Genomic DNA, 25,399 nt, shown 5'->3' on the forward strand with positions numbered 1-25,399 from the left:
GGCCCGGCCATGACGTTCAGGGAAACGCCTCAATACATCCGTCATGCCCGGCCTTGTGCCGGGCATCCACGCTACGCCCTAACCGCGACTACGGCGTGATGCGCTGCTCGAACGGGATTTCGGTCGATGGCGGCGCTTGCTGCGTGCCATTGCCTTCGCCGGTAGTCGGCGCCTGGAAGATGCGGCGCAGGAAGCCCGGCGCGATGGCCGACAGCGGATTGACGGTGAATTGCGGATCGTCCTTCGGCCCCGAGACGGCGAAATTCACGCCGATGATGCCGTCGCCGACGAACAGGTCGCCCAGCAGCGGAATCTTGCCCAGGATGGTGTTGAGCACGAAGGCCGGCACGGCCGTTCCGGTGATGCTGACACTGTCGGTGCGGTTGTAGATATTGCCCTCGAAGGTGATGCCGAGCTGCTGGCCGGTCAGGCGCGCGGGCCGGATCGTCAACACGCCATCCTGCTGCCTGAACGGCACTTCGCCGTTTTCGAACAGGATACCCTCGCCCGACAGCAACGCCGACAGGCCGGCAAACGAGCCGATGCCGAACAGCCGCGCCAGGAACGGCGCGCGCACCGCGCGCACATTCTGCATGGTCATCCTGCCGGCCAGCGGCTGGTTGGCCTTGGTGTCGTCGTAGGCGGCATTGATCTGCATGGTGCCGCCCTGCATGTCGGTGATGCCGAGAAAACGCAGCATGGCGCCGGCATTGTCGGAATCGAGCCGCAGGGAGCGGCCTTCCAGCGCCGGCGTGATGAAGAAGGCGACGCCGCCGGTGGTGGCGAAACCGCCGGTCAGGCTCAGGCGCTCCAGCCGCTTGGGTTCGCGCTGCACGCTGAGCGACAGGTTGCGCATTTCCAGCGCGTCTTCGATCTGCGCCTCGTCCAGCCGCAGGTCGAGCGTCAGCCTGGGCTTGATCTGGCCCGGTTCGCTGTCGTCGTCGAACACATCCTTCACGAATGGCCGCAGGTCGTAACGTTTGCCGCTCAGTTCGATCTGGGCATCGCCATTGGCGGCATAGCTGATGCGGCCGCGCGCGTCGTTGTCGCCGGCCTTCAGGCTGGCGATCTCGGTGCTCCAGCCGCCATCGGTGTTGAGCTGCGCCTTGGCACGACCCGACAGCGTGGGGCCGGTCAGCTCGATCAGGTCGAACATCACCGGCTGGCCCGCGCGGGTGCGGATCTGCACGCGGCCCTGCGCCGGCGTGCCCGCCGGCTTGCCCAGATGCGCCTCGGCGACGACGATGGTGGCATCCTTGAGATCGAACTCGCCGCCCACCGCCGTTTCGCCGCCGCGGCGTTCCTCGATCTCCATGGTGGCATCCACCGGCCCGTCGATATAGGGCGCCAGCGGATAGCCCAGCGCCTTGCGCTGCGCCTCGTCGATGCGGCCCATCAGGCGATAGCGCGCCGGCACGGCGGCACGGGCATTGAATTCCTGGCGCCAGACAATCTGCAACGGCACGCCGTTCAGCGCCGCCTTGCCGCTGGCTTCCAGCGCCTTGGTATCGACCTTCAGCTTCATCGTGCCGTCGGTGAGGCCATAGCGGCCCATCAGGCCATCCATGCTGAGCGCGGCGAGATCGGCTTCGGCCGTCACCGCGATATCGTCGGTCTTCAGCGCATTGAGCAGCGGGAATTTCAGCCGCCACTTCACCACGGCGTCGCCGCCCACGCCGGCCGGCTTGATGGCGAGCTTGGACGGGAAACCGAGCGGCTTCTGGTCGATCAGCGTCAGCACGTCGCTGCTTTTGCCGCGCGCCGTGCTGGTGATGTCGGCATGCTGGTCGGCATCCTGCAGGCCGGTGATCTTCACGCTGCCGGGGCCGACCTGCAGCGCGCCGCCGGGAAGGTTCACCGAGGCCGTCTCCATCGAGAGGTCGAACGTATCGGCATCCAGCGCGGCACTGCCCTTCGCCTCGCGCAGCCTGGTCATCGGCGCCAGGTAATCCACCTGCAGGCCCTCGAAGGCGAAATCGAGCTTCACGGCTTCGCGCGGCAGCCGTTCCTGGCCGGCCACCATGGCCGGCGTCAACGCCGCGGCGAAACGGCCGGCCGAGACCTTGCCTTCGCGGATATTGGTGGTGACCCAGTCGCGCGCGTTCTTCGCCATGCCGGGCGGCCAGTATTGCCCGAGCGCATCGGTCGGCAGGTCGAAGAACTGGCCTTTCAGCTCCAGGCCATAGCGTTCGCCTTCGCTGCGGCTGACCCAGCCACCGAAGGAAAGCCGGAACTGGTCGGCAAAGCTGATGCTGCCCTCGTCGATATACAGCCGGCCGTTGGCGGCATCGGCATAACCGCGAAACCGCGCCTCGGTGAGATCGAGGGGCGCGGCGAGGAAATCGGGCGCCTGGATGCGGCCGGCGCCGGCATGCAGGTCGAAATTGAGGCCAAGCTGCTCGCCACTTTCGTTCAGGCGCAGGGTCAGGCTGCCGCCGAGCGGCGCCGCGAAATATTCCAGCGGCTGCAATTCGGGCACCACATCGGCGAAATCGGAGGGCTCGATATTGTCGAACTGCACGTTCACGCTGGCGGCGCGTTCGGCCGACACATAATCGGCGCCGACGGTGAGATTGACCCGCCGGTTGCGCCAGTCCAGCGCGCCGGTGGCCGAGGCATAGACATGGCCGTCGCCGCGCCGGAAGGACAATTGCGCCTCTGGCACCACCCAGCGCTGGTTGAGTTTCCAGTCCTCGATCACCAGGCGCTCGGCCAGCATCGACACCATCTCGAGCTGGCTGAGGGGATCGCCCGGATCGGGTGTACGCGACAGCAGCTCGAACACGCCGGCGAACATGCTGGTGGCCAGCGCATCGCTGGGGGTGCGCACTTCCTCGGACTCGGTGGTGGCACCGGGCTGGCCGTCGTTTTCCAGCGGCAGGCCGATCTGGAACCGCCCCCGCGCATCGCGCACCAGTCGCGCCTCGATGCCGCTGGCGAAGACGTAACGCGGCGCGATCACGCCGCGCAGCAGCGAGGGACCGCTGAGCGCCATGTCGATGAAGGGAATGCGCAGGGTGACGCGTTCGTCACTGGCGCGGTAGCGCGCATCCACCACGCGCAGGCGCAGACTCTGGTCGCGCTCCGACCAGGCCAGCACCAGGTCGGTCATCTCGGCGCGGATGCCGAATTGCGGCAAGGCCAGCGCCTCGCTGACATAGGGGATCAGGAAACCGACCGAGATGGGCTCCTGCGCCACACGCCAGGCCAGCAGCCCACCCAAACCCACCAGTGTCAGCGCCACCGCCACAACCGAGCGAACCAGCAACCGACTCCATCGCAAAACCACGTATCGCGTCCTCAATTTCCGTCGGCCAGAGATGACCGGGTAGGCTTTATGTCGACAGGGGGCCGCCGCTGCTTGACCCTGTGCCGAGTTTAGCCGAACTTCGCCCACGGCACGAGGGAAACGCCATGCCATCCAAGCGATTACCGGCCAAACCCGGGAAAAAGACAGTCACGGCCCGCAAGGCAAAATCCGGCGGTGCCAAATCCGGCCCTGCAAAATCCAGTGCCGGGAAATCCATCGCCGCCAAACCGGCCGCAGCCAAAAAGGCTGTCCCCACAGAGATCGGAACGAAAAGCGGCACCCGCAAGGCAGCACCGGGAAAAAAGACCGGGTCCGCGAGAAAAAACGGGCCGACGTCGAAAAAACCGCTGGCGGCCGCCAGCGGCGGGGCCGGTATCGGCCGGTCGGGGGCCGACTGGTCCGGCCTGCCCCGCCCCTTCGATACCGAGGCCGCCGCGCGCGGCTTCGAACACTGGGCCGACATGCTGGCCGAATGGCCGGACCGGAGCCTGGCGAAGCATCTGGCCGCGGCGACGAAGCAGCCTCCTGCGAAGACTGAAGGGGGCGCCAGAACCCTGCTGGCCTGCCTGTTCGGCAACAGCCCCTTCCTGACCCAGCTGGCGCTGGATGAACCCGCCACCGTGGCCCTGCTGCTGGACAAGGGGCCGGATGCCGCCTTCGAGCAGGCCATGCAGGCGGTGAAGGATATCGTGCGCGGCTGCGACGAACCCGAGGCGCTGGCCGCGCCGCTGCGCCAGGCCAAGAAACGCGTCGCGCTCTCGATCGCGGTGGCCGATATCGCCGGCCTGTGGCCGCTGGAAAAGATCACCGGGTGCTTAAGCGACTTCGCGTCCTTGAGCATCGACAGCGCCATGGCCGTGCTGCTGCGCCATGCTGCCGCGCAGGGCGAGCTGAAGCTGCCGGATGCGAAAAAGGATCCGTGCCGCGGCTCGGGCTTCGTGGCCTTGGGGATGGGCAAGCTGGGCGCGCGCGAGCTGAATTACTCCAGCGACATCGACCTGATCATGCTGTTCGACCAGGACGTGGTGCGCTACACCGGCCGCAAGACGCCGCTGGAATGTTTCGTGCGCCTGACCCAGCAGATGTTCCGCCTGCTGCATGACCGCACCGAGGACGGCTATGTGTTCCGCACCGATCTGCGGCTGCGGCCCGATCCGGGCTCGACGCCGGTGGCACTGTCGATGGCCGCCGCCGAGACCTATTACGAAAGCTTCGGCCAGAACTGGGAACGCGCGGCGATGATCAAGGCGCGGCCCGTGGGCGGCGACATCGCGGCCGGCACCGGCTTCCTGCAGCGCCTGACGCCCTATGTGTGGCGCAAGAACCTGGATTTCGCCGCCATCGAGGACATCCATTCGATCAAGCGCCAGATCCACGCCCATAAGGGCCATGCCGAGATCGCGGTGGAAGGCCACAACATCAAGCTGGGCCGCGGCGGCATCCGCGAGATCGAGTTCTTCGCCCAGACCCAGCAGCTAATCGCCGGCGGCCGCGACACGCGCCTGCGCGCCGCCCCCACCTGCGAGGCGTTGCGCGCGCTGGTCGCCACCGAACGCCTGAGCCAGGCCGTGTGCGACGAGCTGATCGCGGATTACCGTTACCTGCGCCGCGTGGAACACCGGCTGCAGATGATCGCCGACGAGCAGACCCACACCCTGCCGCGCGACATCGCGCATCTGGCCTGTTTCCTGGGTGAGGAAAATCCGCAGGCTTTCCGCGCGCGCCTGCTGGCCGTGCTGGCGCGGGTGAAGCGCTATTACGACGACCTGTTCAGCGAAGCGCCATCGCTGGGTTCGGAAGCCGGCAGCCTGGTTTTCACCGGCACCGACGACGATCCGGAGACGCTGAAAACACTCAGCGGCCTGGGTTTCTCCGATCCGCCGGAAATCGCCGCCATGATCCGCGGCTGGCATTTCGGCCGCTATCGCGCCATGCGTTCGGAACGCGCGCGCGAAAAGCTCACCGCCATCATGCCGCACCTGCTGGAAGCCTTTTCGCGCACCGGCAGCCCCGATGTGGCGATCCGCCGCTTCGATCAGTTCCTTGCCAGCCTGCCGGCCGGCGTGCAGCTTTTCGCGCTGCTGCAGGCCAATCCCGCCGTGCTCGACACATTGGCCGAGGTGCTGGCCGCCGCGCCGCAGCTGGCCGAGACGCTGTCGCAGAACAGCGCGCTGTTCGACAGCCTGCTGGAATATGCCGAGCATCCGCCCAGCTTCGATGCCGAGACGCTGGCGGCCAGCCTGAAGCGCCAATTGTCGGCGGCGCGCGATTTCCAGGACGTGCTGGACTGGACGCGGCGCTGGACCACCGAACTGAAACTGCAGGTCGGCATCGGCCTGCTGCGCGGCACGCTGGACGGCGTGGCGGCAGGCGACAGCTTGAGCCGCGTGGCCGATGCGGTGCTGGCCGAATTGCTGGAGCGCGTGGGCGACGAATTCGCCGCCCAGCACGGCAAGATCCGCGACATGGAACTCACGCTGATCGGACTGGGCCGGCTGGGCAGCCGCGAACTGACGCTGGAATCCGATCTCGATCTGGTGCTGATCTTCGACTGCCCGGAGAATGCGGGCGAGTCCAGCGGCGCGCGGCCGTTGAGCCCGGGCCTGTATTTCGCGCGGCTGTGCCAGCGCTTCATCAACGCGATCACGGCGATGACCGGCGAAGGCCGGCTGTATGAGATCGACATGCGGCTGCGGCCCAGCGGCGGCGCCGGACCGATCGCGATCAAGCTGGATGCCTTTGCCGATTACCAGCGCAACGAGGCGTGGACCTGGGAGCATATGGCACTGACCCGCGCCCGCGTGGTCTGCGGCGCGCCGAAACTGGCGACGCGATTCGAGGCGGTACGGCAGGAAATCCTGACGGCCAAGCGCGACGACAGGCGTCTGTTGGCCAATGTGGCGAGCATGCGGGCACGGCTGGCGGCGCAGAAGCAGGGCAAAAGCATCTGGGACCTGAAGCAGAGCCGCGGCGGCCTGGTCGACCTGGAATTCATCCTGCAATACCTGCTGCTGCGCCATGGCGCCATGCATCCCGACATCCTGCAGGCCAATCCGCTGCAGGCGCTGGAAGCCATGGCGCGGGCCGGGCTGCTGGAGGCAAAGACCTTGCGCATCCTGCGGCTGGCCGGGCCGCTCTATGCCACCTTGCTGGCCGCCACGCGGCTGGCCGGCCGCGAGGAAGCCGGCGATCCGGCATTGTGGCCGCCGGCGCTGGCCAAGCGCCTGCCGCAACTGGTGGGCGACGACAATCTTGCGGCCCTGAGCGAACGGCTGGAGGATTGCCAGCGCCAGGTGCACAAACTGTTTGTCACCCTGGTCGAGCAGCCGGCCGCCCCCTATCTCTCGCTCGCAGATTCGCTGAACCAGGATTCCAACCGCACAGGACAGGACGATGGCAACGCCCGCTAAAAAGAAACCCGCCGCGAAGAAGAAGGCCACGCCAAAGAAAGTAGCCGCGCCGAAGAAGGCCAGCGCCGCCTCCACCGGTTTGCAAGTGGGAGACCGCGCGCCCGCCTTCAGCATGCCCACCGATGGCGGCGGCAAGGTTTCGCTGGCCGATCTGAAGGGCAAGGCGGTGGTGCTGTATTTCTATCCCAAGGACGACACCTCGGGCTGCACGATGGAAGCCATCGACTTCACGGCGGCCAAGGCGAAGTTCGACAAGCTGAATGCCGTGGTGATCGGCTGCTCGCGCGACACGGCCAAAAGCCACGACAAATTCAAGGACAAGCACAAACTGAAGGTGATCCTGGCCGCTGACGAGTCGGGGCAAGTCACCGACTCGTATGGCGTCTGGGTTGAGAAAAGTCTGTACGGGCGCACCTATATGGGCATCGAGCGCGCGACATTCTTAATCGACCGTACCGGGAAGATCGCGGCAATCTGGCGCAAGGTGAAAGTGGCCGGTCATGTGGACTCGGTGCTGCAGGCCGTGCAGGCACTTTAGAATCAAGCGCTTGCGGTTCTTATCCACATTCTGTGGATAACACGCGCGACACGGGTTAAGTCCGTGTTCGCGCGTGTTTTTCTGAGATTCGTAACAGATTCTTTCTTGCATTAACCAAGCCAAATAAGCCCTAATCCCCTCAGCCACAGGCGAGCGGTTTCCAAGACAAAACGGGGGGCTTAGTGACGCGACGCGCGAGACGGCAATGGCGGGAGTTGCGCGACCGCCTGTTCCCAGAACGGCAGATCATTTTCCGTAGCCGGGGCGACGTGCGTTACGTCGCTCTCTCCAGTCGCGCCCAGATCGCGATGGCTGCCGGTGTGGTCGCTTTCGCCGGCTGGATTGGCTACGCCTCCGTGAACGTCTTCTATCGCGACGCCCTGCTCGACACCCGCGACCGCCGCATCGCCGAACTCAGCCTGGCCTATGAGCGGCTCGCCGCCGATTACGAAAAGAGCCAGGAGAATTTCGTCGTCACCTCGCGCGACCTGGAAGAGCGCTATCGCCGCCTTTACGACATGGCGATGAAGCAGCGCAGTCCTGCGCTGCCGGGCGATTCCGCCGACGCCGGCAAGACCGATGGCGGCAAGGCTGGCGCCAAGGTCACGGCCAAGGCCGCGCCAGAGCCCCAGCAGGCCGCGCCGAAAGCCGCCGCCGAGGCCACGAAACCTGACAGCAGCAAGCTGGCCTCCGCCGCGCCGGTCCGCAGCAGTGACGATCCCGCCTCGATCGAGGATCTGGAAGGCATGCTGCGTGAGTCGAAGGCCAAGCCGCCGATGCCGGCAGTGAAGCCGCGCGACATCGAGACCCGCATCCTTACCGTGCGCGGCCGCCAGCGCGAATTGCTGGACGAACTGGACCATCGCACCGAGCAAAGCCTGGCCGCGCTGGAAAAGGCGCTGACCCTCACCGGTCTCGATATCGGCGGCATGCTGGCCCGCGCCACCGAGGCCCGCGCCGAAGTTGGCGTCGGCGGCCCGCTGCGCAGCCTGGAGCCGCATCCGACCCAGACCGCGTCGCTGGATCCGGTGGACCGCGACATGAGCAGCCTGGAAGGCAAGCTTGGCCGCTGGGGCGAATTGATGGCCCTGGCCCAGCGCCTGCCGCTGGCCCTGCCGATGGGCATCGAGGCGGAAACCTCGTCCACCTTCGGCCGCCGCATCGATCCCTTCACCAAGCAGCCGGCTTTCCATGCCGGCATCGACTTCATCGGCCCGAACAAGGCGCCGGTGATGGCCACCGCACCCGGCGTGGTAGTCTTTGCCGGCCGCAAAGGACCCTACGGTCGCGCGGTGGAAATCGACCATGGCCTGGGCGTGAAAACGCGCTATGCTCACCTGAGTTCGATTTCCGTGCAGGCGGGCGAGACCGTCGCTTACGGACGCCCGCTGGGCACCATGGGTTCGACCGGTCGCAGCACCGGTCAGCATCTGCACTACGAAGTGCTGCTCGATGACGAGCAGATCGATCCCGCCAAATTCATCGAGGCTGGCTATCATGTTTTCAAGCAGCAAGAAAACCAATCCGCAGCCCGCCGCTAAGCAGGCGCCGCCGTCGATCCTGAGCGCCGGCCTGACGGTGAACGGCGATCTCAATTCCGAAGGCGAGATGCAGATCGACTGCCTGGTCAACGGCGACGTGACCGCGGTGCGGCTCGCCATCGGCGAGAATGCCAAGGTGGTGGGCGAAGTGGTGGCCGAGCAGGTGCTGATCCGCGGCGAGGTGATCGGCCGCATCCGCGCCAAGTCGGTGGAACTGGACAAGACCGCGAAGGTGCGCGGCGACATCTGGCACGAGTTGCTCTCGATTGCCGCCGGCGCCAAGATCGAAGGCCTGTGCAAGTTCGCCGAGAACCCGCGCGACATGGTGGCCAAGCTGAGCGTGGTCAGCAGCGAAGCCAAGGACGAAACCGAAAAGACCGTGCAGAAGGCGATCAAGGGCGCGGCCGAAACCGGCCTGTCGGGCGCCCTGCCCGGCCTCGCCGCCCGCGCCGCCACCGCGAGCTGAGACAGCCCTTATCCGGCATTTTTAAGGCGGCCCCTGCGGGCCGCCTTTTTTCATGGCGCTAGAAACGTCCGTCTTTCAGGAACCGTTGCACGGCCGCGATCACGCGCGGATCACTGGGCAGGAAGCTGTGCCCGACCGGCAGCATCAGCGTATGCGTCAGTGCCGGCGGCAGGGCGGAATCCAGTTCCACCGTGCCGTCGCCCTGCTCCGTGGCACCATGCAGCAGATTGACCCAGGCGCTGGGGATCAGCGGGTGAAACCGCCGCGTGCCGGCAACCGCGCCGGTTTCCAGCGGCGGCCAGGGCAGATCCTGCAGCCACGGCGCATCGCGATAGAGGTCGCGCGCCGGGCGGCCGAATATTTCGGGCAAACGGCTGAAGGCCCTGTGCGCCTGCAGCCGCGCCACGGATAACGCGCCGCGATTGGGCACACCCAGCAGCACCAGGCGACCGGCGGAGAATGGCAAGGGTTCCGACAACAGGCTGCGCAGCAGCAGGCCGCCGAGCGAATGGCCGACAAAATGCGTTCTGGCGAAATGCGTGCGCTGCGCGCCCGCCAGCGCGGCGATGCGCGGCCGCAGCAAAGTCAGCAGGCCGGCATACTCATGCTGCCGCGAGGGATAGTCCCAGTTTTCGACAGCGTAGCCCTCGCGCAGCAAGGCCTGCGCCAGCCGCGCCATCGATTGCTTCGTGCGCGCCAGGCCATGCAGCAGGATCACGCGGTCGGGTCCGGAGTTCACGTCCATCCCCTATTGTCATGCCCGGACTTGGTCCGGGCATCCACGAGTTTTTTTGCCTGACCGGACCAAAGACGTGGATGGCCGGCCAAGACGAGTTCCTGGGCCCGGCCATGACGATTATAGTAGCGGAAAGGAATTACGCCGCGTCCTTGTCGCCGCCACCGACCTTGGCGGCGAGCTGGGCAGCCATGAAGGCGTCGAGATCGCCGTCCAGCACGCCCTGGGTGTCGCTGGTTTCCAGCTCGGTGCGCAGGTCCTTCACCATCTGGTAGGGATGCAGCACATACGAGCGGATCTGGTGACCCCAGCCAATATCGGTCTTGCTATCGAACACCGCCTGCTTCTCGGCTTCGCGCTTCTGCAATTCGCGCTCGTACAGCCGCGCCTTCAGCATCTTCATCGCCTCGTCGCGGTTGCGATGCTGCGACTTGTTGGTCTGGCAGGCCACCACGATCCCGGACGGCATATGCGTGATGCGCACGGCGGAGTCGGTCTTGTTGACGTGCTGGCCGCCAGCACCCGAGGCGCGATAGGTGTCGACGCGCAGGTCCTTGTCCAGCACCTCGATCTCGATGGTGTCGTCCACCACCGGGTAGACGCCCACGGATGAGAAGCTGGTATGGCGGCGCGCGTTGGAATCGTAGGGCGAGATGCGCACCAGCCGGTGCACGCCGCTTTCGTTCTTCAGCCAGCCATAGGCATTCGGGCCGATCACCTTGATGGTGGCCGACTTGATGCCGGCTTCCTCGCCTTCGCTCTCTTCCTGGAATTCGACCTTGTAGCCGTGCTTCTCGGCCCAGCGCACATACATGCGCAGCAGCATCGAGGCCCAGTCCTGGCTTTCGGTGCCGCCAGCGCCGGCATGCACTTCCAGGAAGGTGTCGTTCATGTCGGCTTCACCCGACAGCAGGCTTTCCAGCCGCGCCTGCGCCACTTCCTTGGACAGGCCCATGATCACGGCTTCCGCCTCGTCGATCACGCCCTGGTCGCCCTCGGCCTCGCCGAGTTCGATCAGATCGATATTGTCCTGCAGGGCCGCTTCCAGCCGGCGCTGGGTGGATACCGCGCGTTCCAGCTTGGTGCGTTCGCGCATCAGGGCCTGCGCCTCGGCAGGCTTGTTCCACAGGCTCGGATCCTCCGAGCGGGCGTTCAGTTCCTCGAGTTTCTTGACTGCGTTATCCCAGTCAAAGAGACCTCCTCAGCAGTCCGAGCGACTGCTGGATTTCATCGGCCATCGCCTGGATTTCGGCGCGCATACTGTTTCCTTCATCAACTTTTGTCGGGCGGAAAGTAATAAGTCGTGGATGGCCGGGTCAAGTACCCGTTGCCGGCTGGCAAAGCCAGCCGTTGGCCCGGCCATGACGCAAAGGTCTGGAAACGGCGACAAAAAATAACCGTCCTGCCCGGGTCCGGGATGGTTTCTTGGCCGGGCATCCACGTTTTTTATTCCCGAAACATCACCCCCGCGCCGCCTTCACCAGCTGGCGCATCGAATCCAGCGAGATCGCGCCGGGCACCAGTTCCTTGCCTATCACGAAGCCGGGCGTGCCGTTGATGCCCAGCTTTTCGGCCAGCGCGAGATTGGCGCGGATCACCTGCTCCACCTTCGGCGCGGCCATGTCGGCCTTCAGCCTGGTCAGGTCCAGCCCGCTGGCGGCCGCCATGCGGAACACCTCGGGCTCGGTGAGCTGACCGCGGAAGCCCATCATGGCATTGTGGAAGGCAAAATACTTGCCGCCCTTATCCTGCTCCAGCGCGGCGATGGCGGCGCGCGCGGCGATCACGCTGTCGGGCCCCAGCACCGGCAGCTCCTTCAGCACGACGCGCAGCTTGGGGTCTTCCTTGATCAGCGTGATCAGGCTGGACTGCACCTGCTTGCAATAGCCGCAGCGGTAATCGAAGAACTCGACCAGCGTGACATCGCCTTTCGGATTGCCGGCGACATACGACACGCCATCGTCGAACAGCGCCTTGGCGTTGCTGGTCAGCGCCTCGCGCTGGGCCTCCGCCTTCTTCACCAGCACATGGCTGGCTTCCTGCAGGATCTCGGGGTGGCGCAGCAGCACTTCCAGCACTTCCGGATTGTCGACCAGCACGTCGCGCACCGCGGCCCGCTGTTCGGCCGGAAAGGCGGGGGCCTGCACCTGGGCCTGCACCTGTTTCGGGATGGGTGCCGCCAGCAGCAGGACGAAGGCAACGGCGGCAAAACGGAACGGCGACATGGAAAAATCCTTTGGTGGAAACCCTTGGTGACGCTGCCGGACTATGCGGCGGGGCCGGTGCCGGAACAAGGCACAAGACCGTGAGGAAAACGGGGCCGTGAAGCCCCGGAATCAGCGGAATCAGCGGCGTTGCTGTTGCTGGCGGCGCAGATCCTTGGCGGCGGCGATGATGTCCTGCGCGCGCAGCCAGCCGGGCGAGCCCTCCTTCAGCAGGCGCGAGGCGCGTTCGGCCTGGCCCTCGGCATCGCGCGCGCTGCCGATCACCAGATACCGTTCGGCCGAGGCCAGCGAGGCCATGCCGATATCGTTGCGGCGGCCATAGGCGGTGGCGAGCTGCTGCCAGGCACCGCCGTTGTCGGGTTCGCGCAACGTCACCTGGCGCAGGATGGTGATCGCCTCGTCCAGCCGGCTGTCGTCGTTCAGGGCTACCAGGCGCTGGCCCACGCCATAGGCGATCAGCGGCTCGTTCGGCGCCAGGCGGTGCGCCTCCTGGATCGGCGGCAGGGAGTCGGCGACGCGGCCCATGTTGAGCAGGATGTCGGCCTTCAATTCGTGGAAGAACGGATCGTTGGGATAATCGCGGATCAGGCTGTCGGTCTCGGTCAGGCTGCGCTGAAAATCCAGCGCGCGGAAATAGGCAAAGGCGCGGGCATAGCGGCCGTAGAGCGACGTGTCGCTTTCAGGGTATTTGCGCAGGGTGGCCGGCAGCCCTTCCAGATAGCCGATCAGCTTGGCCTGCATGCGCCGGAACCGCTCGAGATTCTCCGGGCTGTCCTTGGCATTGCGATAGGTCGAGCGCTGCGCCCGCGATTCCAGCGCGGCGACGCGTTCGGGCGTCAGCGGATGGGTGCGCACGTAAGGATCCTGGCGTTCGACCACCAGCGCCTCCTGGCCGCCGATGATGCGCAGGAACTCGATCAGGCCCGAACTCGACTGGCCGGTTTCCTCCAGATAGGTGGCGCCGGCCTGGTCGGCGGCCGATTCCTGGGTGCGGGTGAAGGACAGCAGGCTGCGTTCGGCCACCTGCTGGCCGCCCAGAATGGCCGCCGTGGCCGCCTCGCCGGACCCGGCCACGGCGGCGGCGGCGCCGAACAGCATGGACAGGATCATCGCGGTGGAGGCCGTGTCGAGGGCATCGTACAGCCGGGCCAGGTGGCCGCCCGAGATATGGCCGATTTCATGGGCCAGCACGCCGATTACCTGGGCCGGCCGTTCGGCCCGGATCAGCAGGCCGGTATTGACGAAGATGCGCTGGCCGCCGGCCACGAAGGCGTTCAGGGTCCGGTCGTTGACCAGATGGACCGAGATGGCCTCGCTGGAGAGCCCGGCCGCCCCGAAGAGTGGCGCGGCATAGACGCGGATGGTATTTTCGATCTCGGCGTCGCGCACCAGAGATGCGCCGCGACGCTGGGCCTCGGCGGCGGTCGGCAGAACCGTCCCGGCGGCCGTCAGCAGCATACAGCCGACAGCAAGCAAACGGCGGAGAGAACGGCGCATGGAAGACCAGCGTACGGCCATGGCGAAGTATTGTCCCAATCCCGGATATCCGGGCCAAGCAAGACGGTTCATTCTAGGTAAGGGCACCTCCGCGATGCGTCAATGCACCCTTCTCGCGATAGTGGCGGTTCTGGCCGCCGGCTGCTCGAAATCCGACAGTAACGTCCAGGTCGGCCAGATGGACTACCTGAAGGGCTTCATCGGCGGCGTGGCGGCCGATGAGCCGCGCGCCGCCCTGGTGGCCCGCGACATCCTCTCGGCCGGCGGTTCGGCCGCCGATGCCGCCGCCGCCGCCGCGCTGGCCTATGCCGTGACCTATCCCTCGGCTGGCGGGCTGGGCGCGGGTGGCGTCTGCGTCGTGGGCGACGGGCCAACCAAACGCATCGAAACCATCGAGTTTCCCATCGTTGCGCCAAAGAATGGCGGCAATGTGACGGTGCCGCCGCTGGTGCGCGGCATCGGCCTGCTGCAGAGCCGTTACGGCAAACTGCGCTGGGAAGCCGCCGTGACGCCGGCCGAACAGCTCGCCCGTTTCGGCGAACCGGCCAGCCGCGCCTTCGTGCAGGCCGCCGTGGAAACCATCCCGCCGGTGACGGCCAGCCCGAGCCTGACGCCGATCTTCGGCACGGCGCGCGGCCTGGTGCCGCAGGAAGGCGAACGCCGCGTGCAGCTGGCGCTGGCCGGCACGCTGGGCCGCCTGCGCACCGCCGGCCCGGGCGATCTGTATCAGGGCCAACTGGCGCATATCCTGCTGGCCGACAGCCGCGCGCTGGGCGGCAGCCTGACGGCCGAGGAGCTGCGCGGCTACACCGCCGCCATCGGCAAACCCATCGAGGTGCCGTTCGAGAACAACGTCACCTTCTATGCCTCGAACAACGCCGCCGGCGGCGCGGTCGCCGCCTGGCTGATCGAACAGGCCTATGACGGCGGCAGCCTGATCGGCAGCGGCAGCATGAAGCCCGACAAATTCGCCGCCGCGCTGGGCCAGGCCTATCGCGCCGAGCCGCCGCTGACCATGTATGGCTTCGGTTCGGCCAGCATCGCGGTGATCGACAGCAAAGGCATGGCGGTGTCCTGCGCCTTCGGCATGGGTCCGGCCTATGGCAGCCGCCTGGTCGGCCGCGAAACCGGCATCCTGTTCGGCGCGCTGCCCGGCACGGCCGGCGAGGAAACCGCCTACCTGACCGCCGTGGTGGGCATCAACAAGCGCGTCAGCCTGACCTATTACGCCGCTGGCGGCAGCGGCGGCGCGCCGGCCCCCGCCGCCGTGGCCTACAGCCTGCTGCAGGCCGCCTTCAGCAAGGCGAAGGACCCGACCACGCCGGCGCTGGGCGCGCCGCGCCTGTTCCAGGCCAACCCGCAGGCGCCGCTGCAGCACGAGCCGGGTGCCGACCCGGCCGCCCTGGCCGGCGCCCGCAGCCGGGGGGTGAGCGTGGCCGAATTCGGCCGGCTCGGCCGCGTGAACCTGGCCTATTGCAGCAACGGCCTGCCGCGGTCGCCCGAGACCTGCAGCTTCGCCGCCGACCGGCGCGGCTACGGCCTCAGCCTCGGTCGCCAGTTCTGAGCACCCGTTTCCGTCTGGAGTCCATCATGTCGGCTTCCCCTCCATCGCCATCGCGGCGCGGCGCCATCGATCCCTTCTTCGTGATGGAGGTGATGAAGGCCGCCGCCGCGCGCGAGGCCGCCGGCGGCGACGTGATCCACATGGAAGTGGGCCAGCCCTCGACGCCGGCGCCGCGCAAGGCCATCGAGGCCGCGGTGACGGCGGCGCAGCGCGATCCGCTGGGCTATACGCTGGCGCTGGGGATTCCGGAATTGCGGGCGGCGATCTCGGCCCATTACCGCAGCTATTACGGCCTGGATGTGCCGGCAGAACGCATCGTCGTCACCACCGGCTCCTCGGCCGGCTTTCAGCTCGCCTTCCTCGCCGCCTTCGATGCCGGCGACACGGTGGCGCTGGGCGAGCCGGCCTATCCGGCCTATCGCAACATCCTCAAGGCGCTCGATCTCAACCCGGCAATGATCGTGACCGAGCCACAGACGCGCTTCCAGCCGACGCCGCAGCTCATCAACGCCCAGGCGCCGCAGGCGAAAGGCGTGCTGGTGGCCAGTCCCGCCAATCCGACCGGCACCATGCTGGGCGATGCGGAGATGAAGGCGCTGGTGGACGACTGCGCGGCGAAGGGCCGCTGGCTGATCGTCGACGAGATCTATCACGGCATCACCTATAACGGCCGCGCGCAGTCGGTGCTGGCGCTGACCGACCAGGCCATCGTGATCAACAGCTTCAGCAAATACTTCTCGATGACCGGCTGGCGGCTGGGCTGGATGGTGGTGCCGGAAAGCCTGCTGCGCCCGATCGAATGCCTGACGCAGAATTTCTACATCTCGGCGCCCGGCATCAGCCAGGTGGCCGGCGTGGCGGCGATGTCGGCTTACGACGAACTGGAAGAAAACGTCGCGCGGTATGCCAAGAACCGCGAGATCCTGCTGAACGAACTGCCGCTGGCGGGTTTCGACAGGCTGGCGCCGGCCGATGGCGCGTTTTACATCTACGCCGATATCAGCCGCTTCACCAATGATGCGAACGATTTCTGCAAGCGCATGCTGGCCGAAACCGGCATCGCCGCCACGCCTGGCTTCGATTTCGACCGCGGCCGCGGCCATTACTTCATGCGCTATTCCTTCGCCGGCAGCACCGACCGCATGATCGAGGCGGCGAAGCGGCTGAAGGACTGGCGGAAGTAGATCTCAGCCCTGCGGCTGGTTCAGGAAGGCGACGAACTCGCCTTCGAAGCGGCCGCCGGTCACATCGCCGCAGCGGACGACCGATTTCGCAAGGATGCGCGCGCGGCCTCTGCGTTTCAGCATTTTGACGAAGGACGGCCAGGCGGCCGAATCGGCGAGCCTCGCGGTGGCGGTGAAATCCCCTTCAACCGGCGCGTCGTAATCCATGTGGTTGGACTGGATCACCAGCCGGCCGGGCAGCCCTTCGGCATTCAGCCGCATGTTCACCAGCGCCCAGGCCGAAAGGATCGCCAGCGTCGAAAGGCTGCCACCGAAAGCGGTGCTGCGATGGTTGATGTTGGGTGCCAGCGGCGCGCTTAAGGCAACCGCATCGTCAGACGCCGCGACGACGGCCACCTGCATCGCCGCCGATAGCGGAATATGGGTATGCAGATAGGCTTCGAGTTCTTGCGTGGGGCCGGCGGTCATTGCCGACGCGCCGCTTACGCCGTCGCCACCAGCGACTTGGCCATATGCACCAGCTCGCGGCCCTCGAAGGTTTCCAGGCCCGTCTCGGCATAGCCGAGATGGGCATAGAGTTCGCGGTTCTCGGTGAATTGCGCGTTGGTGTAGAGGCGCACTTCATTCAGGCCGCGTGCGCGCGCCTGTTCCTCGGCGAAATCGAGCAGGCGGCGGCCCAGTCCGGTGCCCTGCTGGGTGGGATCGACCGCCACGCTCCAGATCAGCAGGTGATCCGGCGCGGAACGCAGCACCAGCGCGCCGGCCAGGCCATCCTCCACGCCATCCACCACCCAGACTTCATAAGCCTGCAGCAAAGTCGCGGCGGTTTCGGCCATCGGCTGCGGCTCGGCGCCGATGCGCGGCACGTATTTCACATAGGCCCGCTTCTGCAGCGCGCCGAGGCGCGCTTCATCTCGTGCAGCGGCGCGGCGAATTCTCGCCTCGCTGACCGGATCCCCCGCCGGAAGACTCACCGGCGCCACCAACCCTTCTTCGGGGCCGGCGCGGCGGCTTCGGCCTTCTCGGCCTTGCCATCGGTGTGAATCACCACGGTCTCGAAGACCGGGCCGGTGCTGGCCGGCGCGGGTTCGGCAGCCGGAGCAGGCTCGGGCTGCGGCGCAGCGGCAACGGCAGGCGGTTCGGCCACGGGAGCGGGAACGGGAGCGGGAACCGGGGCCGGTTCAACCTTGGCCTCGCCCTTGGGGGGCGCGGGTTTCGGGGCCGGTTCCTCGTCGTCGAATTCGTAACCCGGCAGGCCATCGAGCAAGGCACCGATGGAGGCCGGCGTCATCGCCGGGGCCATGACCTCGCGTTGTTCGCGCTGGGGCTGGCGTTCCTGGCGCGGCGTATCCTGGCGCGGAGCTTCCTGCACCGGACCGCCTTCGTCGCCGGCCACGGCCGTGCCATCCTCGCGACGACGACGGCGACCGCCACGGCGGCCGCGACGACGGCGACGGCCTTCGGCGCCATCCTCATCGCGGGCTTCGGCACCGCCTTCATCCTGGGCTTCATCACCGCCGGCTTCATCGGCGGCGGATTCCGCACCGTCTTCCTCGCCGGCCGCGGCCTCATCCACATCGGTTTCGGCCTCGGCACCGGCTTCGACGCCCTCGCCGCGCTCGCGACCACCACGACGACGGCGGCGGCGGCGGCGGCGACGGCGGCCATCGCCATCTTCCTCGGCCCCTTCGGCGCCCGGTGCCGCCATCTCCTCGCCTTCGATCTCGTCAGCGGCGATATCGTCGGTTTCGGCATAGGCCGATTCCTGGGTGATCGGACGCGGCGCCTCGCTGCGCGGCGCCAGTTCCGGCCGATTGACCTCGCCCGGCTGGCGCGGCTTGTTGCGCTCGATGCGGAAATCGGGCGGCACCAGGCTGGCATCGGCGGCCAGAATCACGCGCATCACGTAACGGCGCTCGATTTCGCTCAGGCGCTCGCGCTTGTGATTGAGCAGATAGATCGCCACTTCCGCCGAGGTCGAGACGGTGATCTCGGCCGAACGGTCGCGGATGCCTTCCTCCTCGATGGCGCGCAGCACCTGCAAAGCGGTGGATTCCACCGAACGCACATAACCGCGGCCCTGGCAATGCGGGCAGGTCATGGTCGAGCTTTCGATCAGGCTCGGCCGCAGACGCTGGCGCGACATTTCGAGCAGGCCGAAAGCCGAGATACGGCCGACCTGGATGCGCGCGCGGTCGTTGCGCAGGCATTCCTTCAGGCGCTGCTCGACCTTTCGGATATTGCGGTTCTCCTCCATGTCGATGAAGTCGATGACCACAAGGCCGGCCAGATCGCGCAGGCGCAACTGGCGGGCAATTTCCTCGGCCGCCTCAAGGTTGGTCTTGTAGGCGGTCTCTTCGATATTGTGCTCGCGGGTCGACTTGCCCGAGTTCACGTCGATGGAAACCAGCGCCTCGGTCGGGTTGATCACGATGTAGCCGCCCGAACGGAGCTGCACCGTGGGCGAGAACATGGCGTCGAGCTGCTGTTCAACCTGATAGCGGGTGAACAGCGGGATCTTGTCCTGATACTGCTTCACGCGGTCGGCGTGATTGGGCATCAGCATCTGCATGAAGTCATGCGCGAAGCGATAACCCTCATCGCCCTCGACGATCACCTCGTCGATCTGGTCGGAATACAGGTCGCGGATCGAACGCTTGATCAATCCGGCCTCTTCGTAGATCAGGGCCGGCGCCGAGGATTCCAGCGTGCGTTCGCGGATGCTGTCCCAGGTGCGCAGCAGATATTCGAAATCGCGCTTGATCTCGGGCTTGGAACGCTCCATGCCGGCGGTGCGCACGATCACGCCCATGCCGTCCTGGATGTCCAGCTCGGCGGTGATCGCCTTCAGGCGCTTGCGGTCGGCCTGCGACTGGATCTTGCGCGAAATGCCGCCACCGCGCGCGGTGTTGGGCATCAGCACGCAATAGCGGCCGGCCAGCGAGAGATACGTGGTGAGCGCAGCGCCCTTGTTGCCGCGTTCTTCCTTCACCACCTGCACCAGCATGATCTGGCGGCGCTTGATGACTTCCTGGATCTTGTAGCGACGGAAGGCGTTGGCGCGGCGGCGCCGGCGGCCATCGCTGGTCTCGTCGTCGCTTTTGCCGTTTTCCTCGGCCCGCGCGTCGGCAATCTCTTCAGACTGGCCGGTTTCAGATGAACCGACCTCGCCTGCTTCCGCCAAGCCCGATTCAGCCAGGGCGGCTTCGCCATCAGCGGCGTCGGGCGCGGCATCGTCGTTCTCGTCCACCGGTGCGCTGACGCTGGGCGCCGGGCTGCTGCTGGCCGGAACGTTCCAGTAAGCCGGCGCGGCAACATCGCTGGCTGCCTCAACGGCATCGGCAATCGCCTCGCCCTGGGCGGCGGCTTCGGCGCCTTCGTTTGTGGCGCTTTCGGTTGCGGCATCAGAGGCCGAGGTTTCCGGCTTGATCTCTTCGACGGTGTCGTAATCGCCATCGACCGTTTCGATGCCGTGATCCTCGACATGCTCATCGCTGGCGCCAGCGGCCTGCGCCATGGCACGCGCTTCCTCGGCAGCCAGTTCGGCTTCCTCGGCAGCCGCAGCAGCCGCTTCTTCCTCGGCCTGTTGCGCCAGTAGGGCCTGCCGGTCAGCGATCGGGATCTGGTAATAATCGGGATGGATTTCGCTGAAGGCCAGGAAGCCATGGCGGTTGCCGCCATATTCCACGAAGGCCGCCTGCAGCGAGGGCTCTACGCGGGTGACCCGCGCCAGGTAGATGTTGCCCTTGTTTACCTGTTTGGTGGAGGTCTCGTAATCGAATTCCTCGAGACGGGTCCCCTTCACCACCACGACCCGGGTTTCCTCCGGATGGGTGGCATCGATCAGCATACGCATGCCCATGAGGCACTATTCCTGCGGCGCGGCGCCGCCCGCGCGAATAACAAACGGCGGCGCGCCTTGGTTCTCGTGGCTGGCATCGGCCGGATCGGCCCGTCGCGCGGCACAAACCGGAAGAACCGGCGAGCCTGCGGCGGTAATGATCCTGACGACCGAGAGGGGGGACTTCATCCGGGGACTTTCGTTCCACCGGGCGCGCCGCGCGCTGTCGGTCTGCCGAGCCCCCGCCGGATCCAGTCGATCCGGACGGACGCCCCGAAGGTTCACTCCAAATCCGTGCTGTCTTGAGCGCAGCTTCCGAGGCCATCCGCTCCAGGCCGCCTCCTTTAAGGGCTGACAACTGGCTATCGCAGACTGGCTCAGGGCCGATGCGCCGATCTTTCCGCTCTTCCGGCCGGCTAAATCCTTGACGGGCAAGCCTTTGGTCTGAGAGTCCGATCTGACTCGGATATTCGCGATTGCATCGTACGCTTTGGCAGGGCATACCGACAAGGTCTTTCTTGCCGCGCCGCATGACGACTCCGGGGATTTCCATCAAGCAGCTGTTTTTATTGACTTTTATTGCGCTTCTGCTGCCTGGCGCCTTTGCCGGCACGGCGGCGGCGGATCCTGCGCGGGTCACCCGCCTGCAACTGGGCCTGAATGCCGGCCTGACCCGTCTGGTGGTAGAGGCTTCAGGGCCCGTGGAAGCCGAACTTTCCGCGCAGCCTGACGGTCTGGGCCTGAGCCTGAGCCTGACGGACCTGCGCTGGGCCGCCCCACCGGCACAGCCCAACGCCGCCGGGCTGGTCGCCGCGCTTGGTCTGCCGGTGCAGAATGGCGGCCGCACCGACATCGCCATCGACCTGATCGAACCGGCGGTGGTGGAACGCGCTTTCCGGCTGGAACCGCAGAACGGCCCGCTGGGACCCAGCGGGCACCGGCTGGTGATCGACCTGCGGCCGGCCGATCCTCAGGCCTATGCCGCCGCCTTCACCGCCCCCGTCGCCCTGCCTCTGCCGACCACGGTGGATATCGCGCCGCCGCCGGCCCATGGTGCCGACCGCAAATACACCATCGTCCTGGATCCCGGCCATGGCGGGCAGGATCCCGGCGCGATCAGCGCCTCGGGCCGTCATGAGAAGGACATCACGCTGGCGGTGGCGCTGGCGGTGGCCAACCGGTTGCGCGCCACCGGGCGCTATCACGTGATCCTGACGCGCGACCGCGACCGCTTCGTGCGGCTGAACGATCGCGTGGCGCTGGCGCGCCAGCACGAGGCGGCGCTGTTCCTCTCGATCCATGCCGACAGCCTGCGCGGCGACCGCGCCACCAGCGGCGCCACCGTCTATACGCGTGCCGATGCCGCCACTGATCTGGAGGCCGAGGCGCTGGCGCTGCGCGAGAACCGCGCCGACCAGCTTGCCGACAGCGCGGCCGATCGCGAGGTGGATGACGTGGTGTCGATCCTGCTGGACCTGGCCTCGCGCGACACCGCACGGCTGTCGGGCCGCTTCGCCGGCCTGCTGACGGCATCCATGAGCGACAGCATCGCCCTGCGCCGCAATGCCATGCGGGCCGCGAATTTCCGCGTGCTGTCGGCACCCGACGTGCCCTCGGCGCTGCTCGAGCTGGGCTATCTGTCCAACCCGGGCGACGAGGCGCTGCTGTTCTCGGAAAGCGGCCGCAGCCGGCTGGCGGCGGCAGCCGTCGCCGCCATCGACCGCTATTTCGGAGTGGCGCCCTAGCGTTTGCCCTGCAGCTGCATGTCGGCAAAAGAGGCGATGGTGTCCTGCACCGCGTCGGGGAAATCCTCCATCTCCTGCACCTGGCGGATTTCGATGGTCTCGGTTTCGGTGGCGGGGCAACGGCGGGCCCAGTCGATGGCCTCCTGCCGCGAGGCGACCTGGATCATCCAGTAGCCGCCCAGCACTTCCTTGGCCTCGGCGAAGGGGCCGTCGGTGACAACCGGCTTGCCGCCGGGAAACGACACGCGGGCACCCATCGAGGGCGGATGCAGACCGTCGCAAGCCAGCAGGATGCCGGCCTGCTGCATCGATTCATTGTATTTCATCATCGCGGCGATGCGGTCGGCATCGTCGGGCACCGTGCCGGGCGCCGCGGTTTCGTAGCCTTTGGGAATCATCAGCAACATGAAGCGCATGGTCGTGTCCTCTTTGGTGTCGGACGGATGTCCTGCCTCAAGGACGGATCGGCCGCGCCCGATCCGACATTGCGGGCGACATCCAGGATGCGTTTTTTTGCCCGGGATGTTTCTGGTATGGAATCAGGGCCTTGCAGCCATGCCCGCGTCAGGCGCGCAGCGGAATGGCCGCGGCGGGCTCGCGTTGCCAAGCGGCTCAGTCTAGCGCCGCCCCCTGGCTGGCCGAAATCAAAAAAATCCCCGATTCCCGGCCTCATTCGCTCGCCCCGCCATGGCAGCGCCATAATTCTATCCCTATACAGGCCGGTATTTCGGGAGTACCTGTACGCCCGTTTTTCCGGCCCATAAAATCGGCCACGATCACCGCCCAGAAGCGGCCTGCCCCGGGGTGCCATGCGTCTGCTGTCGCGTTTCTTCTTCCTGCTGTTCCTGGCCGTGCTGGCCGTGATCGGCGCCGGCGCCGCCGGCCTGGCCGGCCTGTGGTATTACGGCCGCCAGTTGCCCGACTATCAGCAGCTGGCGAATTACGAACCGCCGGTGACGACCCGCGTGCATGCGGGCGACGGCCGCCTGATCGCGGAATTCGCCCGCGAGCGCCGGCTGTTCGTGCCGATCCAGGCGATCCCGAAACCGGTGATCCAGGCTTTCCTCTCGGCCGAGGACAAGAATTTCTACGAACATGCCGGCATCGATCCGATCGGCATCCTGCGTGCGGTGATGCAGAACCTGGCCAACCTGGCGCAAAGCCGCCGGCCGGTGGGCGCCTCGACCATCACGCAGCAGGTGGCGAAGAATTTCCTGCTCGGCAACGAGGTGTCGCTGGGCCGCAAGGCGAAGGAAGCCATCCTCGCCTTCCGCATCGAGAACACCTTCAGCAAGGACAAGATCCTCGAGCTGTACCTGAACGAGATCTATCTCGGCTCGGGCGCCTATGGCGTGGCCGCCGCCGCCCTGGTGTATTTCGACAAGTCGCTCTACGACCTCACCCTGCCCGAGGCCGCCTATCTGGCCGCCCTGCCCAAGGCGCCAAGCAACTATCACCCCGTGCGCCATTACGAACGCGCCAAGGCGCGCCGCGACTGGGTGATCGAACGCCTGCAGGAAGACGGCGTGATCACCGTGGAGCAGGCGCGCACCGCCATCGCCACGCCGCTGGTGGCGATGACGCGGCCGGATTCCGAACTCGCCCGCGCCGACTGGTTCGCCGAGGAAGTGCGTCGCGACCTGGCGCAACGCTTCGGCGACAAGGGATTGTATGAAGGCGGCTTAAGCGTCCGCACCACGATGGATCCCAAGCTGCAGGCGATCGGCGAGCGCGTGCTGCGCGACGGGCTGGAAGCCTATGACCGCCGCGCCGGCGGCTGGCGCGGTCCGCTGGCCCGCGTGACATTGACCATGCCGGGCCAGGACTGGCGCACGCATCTGAACGCCATCCTGCCGATCCCCGGCATCCTGCCACCCTGGCGCATCGGCGTGGTGCTGAAGGTGGACAACGACAGCGCCGAGCTGGGCTTCGGCGACGGCAGCAAGGGCACCCTGCCCTATGCCGGCCTGCGCTGGGCGCGCAAGAAATTCGGCCCCGACCATTTCGGTCCGGTGCCGCGCAACGTCGCCGAGGTGGTGGCGGCCGGCGACGTGATCGCGGTGGAGGCGATCAATCCGGCCAAGCCGCAGGACGGTTACGCCCTGCGCCAGATTCCGGAAGTGGGCGGCGGCCTTGTCGCCATGGACCCGCATACCGGCCGCGTGCTGGCGCTGGTGGGCGGCTTCGATTTCAAGCTCAGCCAGTTCAACCGCGCCACCCAGGCCAACCGCCAGCCCGGTTCGTCATTCAAGCCCTTCATCTACGCCGCCGCGCTGGACAGCGGTTTCACGCCGTCGTCGCTGGTGCTGGATGCGCCCTTCGTGCTGGACCAGGGCCCCGGCCTGCCGCTGTGGAAGCCGGGCAACTACACCGACCAGTTCTACGGCCCGTCCACCCTGCGCGTCGGCATCGAGAAATCGCGCAACCTGATGACCGTGCGGCTGGCCCAGGCCATCGGCATGGAGAAGGTGGTGGATTACGCCAAGCGCTTTGGCGTGATCGACAACATGCCGCCGGTGCTGTCGATGGCCCTGGGCGCGGGCGAGACCACGCTGCTGAAAATGACCACGGCCTATGCCGAGTTCGTCAATGGCGGCAAGAAGATCACGCCGACGCTGATCGACCGCATCCAGAACCGCAGCGGCGCGACGATCTATCGCCACGACACGCGGCCCTGCCAGGATTGCCTGGGCGTGGCCTGGCAGAACCAGTCCGAACCGGCCCTGCCCGATCCGCGGCCGCAGGTGATCGATGCCGTCACCGCCTATCAGATCACCTCGATGCTGGAAGGCGTGGTGCAGCGCGGCACCGGCATCCGCATCCGCGAGCTGGGCAAGCCGCTGGCCGGCAAGACCGGCACCACGAATGACAGCATGGACACCTGGTTCATGGGCTTCAGCCCCGACCTCGCCGTCGGTGTCTTCATCGGCTACGACACGCCCAAGGACATGGGCAAGCGCGAGACCGGCTCGTCGGTGGCGGTGCCGGTATTCAAGGCCTTCATGGCCGAGGCCCTGCAGGGCAAGCCGAACATCCAGTTCCGCGTGCCGCCGGGCGTGCGGCTGGTGCGCGTGCAGGCCGAGACCGGCGAACTGGCGCGGCCGGGCGACCGCAACGTGATCCTGGAAGCCTTCCGCCCCGGCACCGAACCGCAGCTGGGCGAGCGCAGCAGCGTGCTGGATGGCTCGATGACCGAACGCGACAGCATCTCGGGCGTGGGCGGCAGTGCCGGCGCGGCGCCGATCTCGGGCACCGGCGGCCTCTATTAAAAGATTGGCGGCCTGTATCAAGCCAGGCCTAAGTCGCTGTTCGCGCAGGCGGCTTTGCACCGCTTGACACCAT

Annotated in this window: 17 protein-coding genes; 8 read left to right on the plus strand and 9 right to left on the minus strand. The window is 66.7% G+C overall.

What is annotated here, in order from left to right; all coding sequences use genetic code 11:
• Positions 1 to 88: 88 nt before the first annotated feature.
• Positions 89 to 3,268, minus strand: coding sequence for an AsmA-like C-terminal domain-containing protein (locus ACE3OO_RS02035; protein WP_374299205.1), 3,180 nt, complete (start codon positions 3,266 to 3,268; stop codon positions 89 to 91).
• Between the two features lie 146 nt (positions 3,269 to 3,414).
• On the opposite strand from ACE3OO_RS02035, the gene ACE3OO_RS02040 reads away from it, so the two are divergent.
• The 4 genes from ACE3OO_RS02040 to ACE3OO_RS02055 all read left to right on the plus strand — a co-directional run bounded on the left by ACE3OO_RS02040 (position 3,415) and on the right by ACE3OO_RS02055 (position 9,265).
• Entirely contained in the window at positions 3,415 to 6,720 is a 3,306-nt protein-coding gene (locus ACE3OO_RS02040) for a bifunctional [glutamine synthetase] adenylyltransferase/[glutamine synthetase]-adenylyl-L-tyrosine phosphorylase (protein ID WP_374299207.1), read from the plus strand.
• Positions 6,704 to 7,258 (plus strand): thioredoxin-dependent thiol peroxidase, encoded by a 555-nt coding sequence (gene bcp / locus ACE3OO_RS02045; RefSeq protein ID WP_374299209.1) that lies wholly within the window; start codon positions 6,704 to 6,706, stop codon positions 7,256 to 7,258. Before ACE3OO_RS02040 ends, bcp begins: the two co-directional genes overlap by 17 nt.
• Before the next feature lie 269 nt (positions 7,259 to 7,527).
• Positions 7,528 to 8,799, plus strand: a complete 1,272-nt coding sequence (locus ACE3OO_RS02050; protein ID WP_374299211.1) for a M23 family metallopeptidase — start codon at positions 7,528 to 7,530, stop codon at positions 8,797 to 8,799.
• Complete coding sequence (locus ACE3OO_RS02055) at positions 8,756 to 9,265, plus strand: polymer-forming cytoskeletal protein (protein ID WP_374299213.1); 510 nt, start codon at positions 8,756 to 8,758, stop codon at positions 9,263 to 9,265. The genes ACE3OO_RS02050 and ACE3OO_RS02055 overlap by 44 nt, the downstream gene beginning before the upstream one ends.
• Positions 9,266 to 9,323: 58 nt before the next feature.
• On the opposite strand, the gene ACE3OO_RS02060 is transcribed toward ACE3OO_RS02055, so the two are convergent.
• The 4 genes from ACE3OO_RS02060 to ACE3OO_RS02075 all read right to left on the minus strand — a co-directional run bounded on the left by ACE3OO_RS02060 (position 9,324) and on the right by ACE3OO_RS02075 (position 13,684).
• Positions 9,324 to 10,004 carry an esterase/lipase family protein gene (locus tag ACE3OO_RS02060; RefSeq protein ID WP_374299215.1) on the minus strand — a complete coding sequence of 227 codons (681 nt, stop codon included), beginning with the start codon at positions 10,002 to 10,004 and terminating at the stop codon, positions 9,324 to 9,326.
• A gap of 136 nt (positions 10,005 to 10,140) precedes the next feature.
• Positions 10,141 to 11,260, minus strand: a protein-coding gene (gene prfB / locus ACE3OO_RS02065; protein WP_374299217.1) for a peptide chain release factor 2 whose coding sequence is annotated in 2 segments (ribosomal slippage) — positions 10,141 to 11,190 and positions 11,192 to 11,260 — 1,119 coding nt in all. Because the reading frame shifts where the segments join, the coding sequence is not laid out codon by codon here.
• A 201-nt stretch (positions 11,261 to 11,461) separates the two neighbouring features.
• Complete coding sequence (locus ACE3OO_RS02070) at positions 11,462 to 12,226, minus strand: DsbA family protein (protein ID WP_374299220.1); 765 nt, start codon at positions 12,224 to 12,226, stop codon at positions 11,462 to 11,464.
• A gap of 120 nt (positions 12,227 to 12,346) precedes the next feature.
• Complete coding sequence (locus ACE3OO_RS02075) at positions 12,347 to 13,684, minus strand: M48 family metalloprotease (protein WP_374299222.1); 1,338 nt, start codon at positions 13,682 to 13,684, stop codon at positions 12,347 to 12,349.
• Positions 13,685 to 13,817: 133 nt separating this feature from the next.
• Here ACE3OO_RS02075 and ACE3OO_RS02080 point away from each other — a divergent pair, with 133 nt between their 5' ends.
• Together ACE3OO_RS02080 and ACE3OO_RS02085 are read left to right on the plus strand one after the other, a co-directional pair.
• Positions 13,818 to 15,287, plus strand: coding sequence for a gamma-glutamyltransferase (locus tag ACE3OO_RS02080; RefSeq protein ID WP_374299224.1), 1,470 nt, complete (start codon positions 13,818 to 13,820; stop codon positions 15,285 to 15,287).
• Between the two features lie 26 nt (positions 15,288 to 15,313).
• Positions 15,314 to 16,471, plus strand: a complete 1,158-nt coding sequence (locus ACE3OO_RS02085; RefSeq protein ID WP_374299226.1) for a pyridoxal phosphate-dependent aminotransferase — start codon at positions 15,314 to 15,316, stop codon at positions 16,469 to 16,471.
• Positions 16,472 to 16,474: 3 nt separating this feature from the next.
• Here the strand turns inward: ACE3OO_RS02085 and ACE3OO_RS02090 are convergent, their stop codons facing one another.
• The 3 genes from ACE3OO_RS02090 to ACE3OO_RS02100 are packed head-to-tail and all read right to left on the minus strand — an operon-like array spanning position 16,475 to position 20,333.
• A complete protein-coding gene (locus tag ACE3OO_RS02090) occupies positions 16,475 to 16,939 on the minus strand; it encodes a YiiD C-terminal domain-containing protein (RefSeq protein ID WP_374299228.1) in 465 nt (154 codons plus the stop codon).
• A gap of 14 nt (positions 16,940 to 16,953) precedes the next feature.
• Positions 16,954 to 17,445, minus strand: coding sequence for a GNAT family N-acetyltransferase (locus tag ACE3OO_RS02095; protein WP_374299230.1), 492 nt, complete (start codon positions 17,443 to 17,445; stop codon positions 16,954 to 16,956).
• Positions 17,442 to 20,333, minus strand: a complete 2,892-nt coding sequence (locus ACE3OO_RS02100; RefSeq protein WP_374299233.1) for an Rne/Rng family ribonuclease — start codon at positions 20,331 to 20,333, stop codon at positions 17,442 to 17,444. Before ACE3OO_RS02100 ends, ACE3OO_RS02095 begins: the two co-directional genes overlap by 4 nt.
• Before the next feature lie 548 nt (positions 20,334 to 20,881).
• Here ACE3OO_RS02100 and ACE3OO_RS02105 point away from each other — a divergent pair.
• Complete coding sequence (locus ACE3OO_RS02105) at positions 20,882 to 22,057, plus strand: N-acetylmuramoyl-L-alanine amidase (protein ID WP_374299235.1); 1,176 nt, start codon at positions 20,882 to 20,884, stop codon at positions 22,055 to 22,057.
• Here the strand turns inward: ACE3OO_RS02105 and ACE3OO_RS02110 are convergent.
• Positions 22,054 to 22,473: a YciI family protein gene (locus tag ACE3OO_RS02110; protein ID WP_374299237.1), complete on the minus strand. Its 420-nt coding sequence runs from the start codon at positions 22,471 to 22,473 to the stop codon at positions 22,054 to 22,056. The genes ACE3OO_RS02105 and ACE3OO_RS02110 overlap by 4 nt on opposite strands.
• Before the next feature lie 393 nt (positions 22,474 to 22,866).
• Between ACE3OO_RS02110 and ACE3OO_RS02115 the strand changes: the two genes are divergently transcribed.
• A complete protein-coding gene (locus tag ACE3OO_RS02115; RefSeq protein ID WP_374299239.1) occupies positions 22,867 to 25,326 on the plus strand; it encodes a penicillin-binding protein 1A in 2,460 nt (819 codons plus the stop codon).
• The last annotated feature ends 73 nt before the right edge of the window (positions 25,327 to 25,399 follow it).

The organism is Ferrovibrio sp. (assembly GCF_041906005.1).
Classification (GTDB): Bacteria; Pseudomonadota; Alphaproteobacteria; order Ferrovibrionales; family Ferrovibrionaceae; genus Ferrovibrio.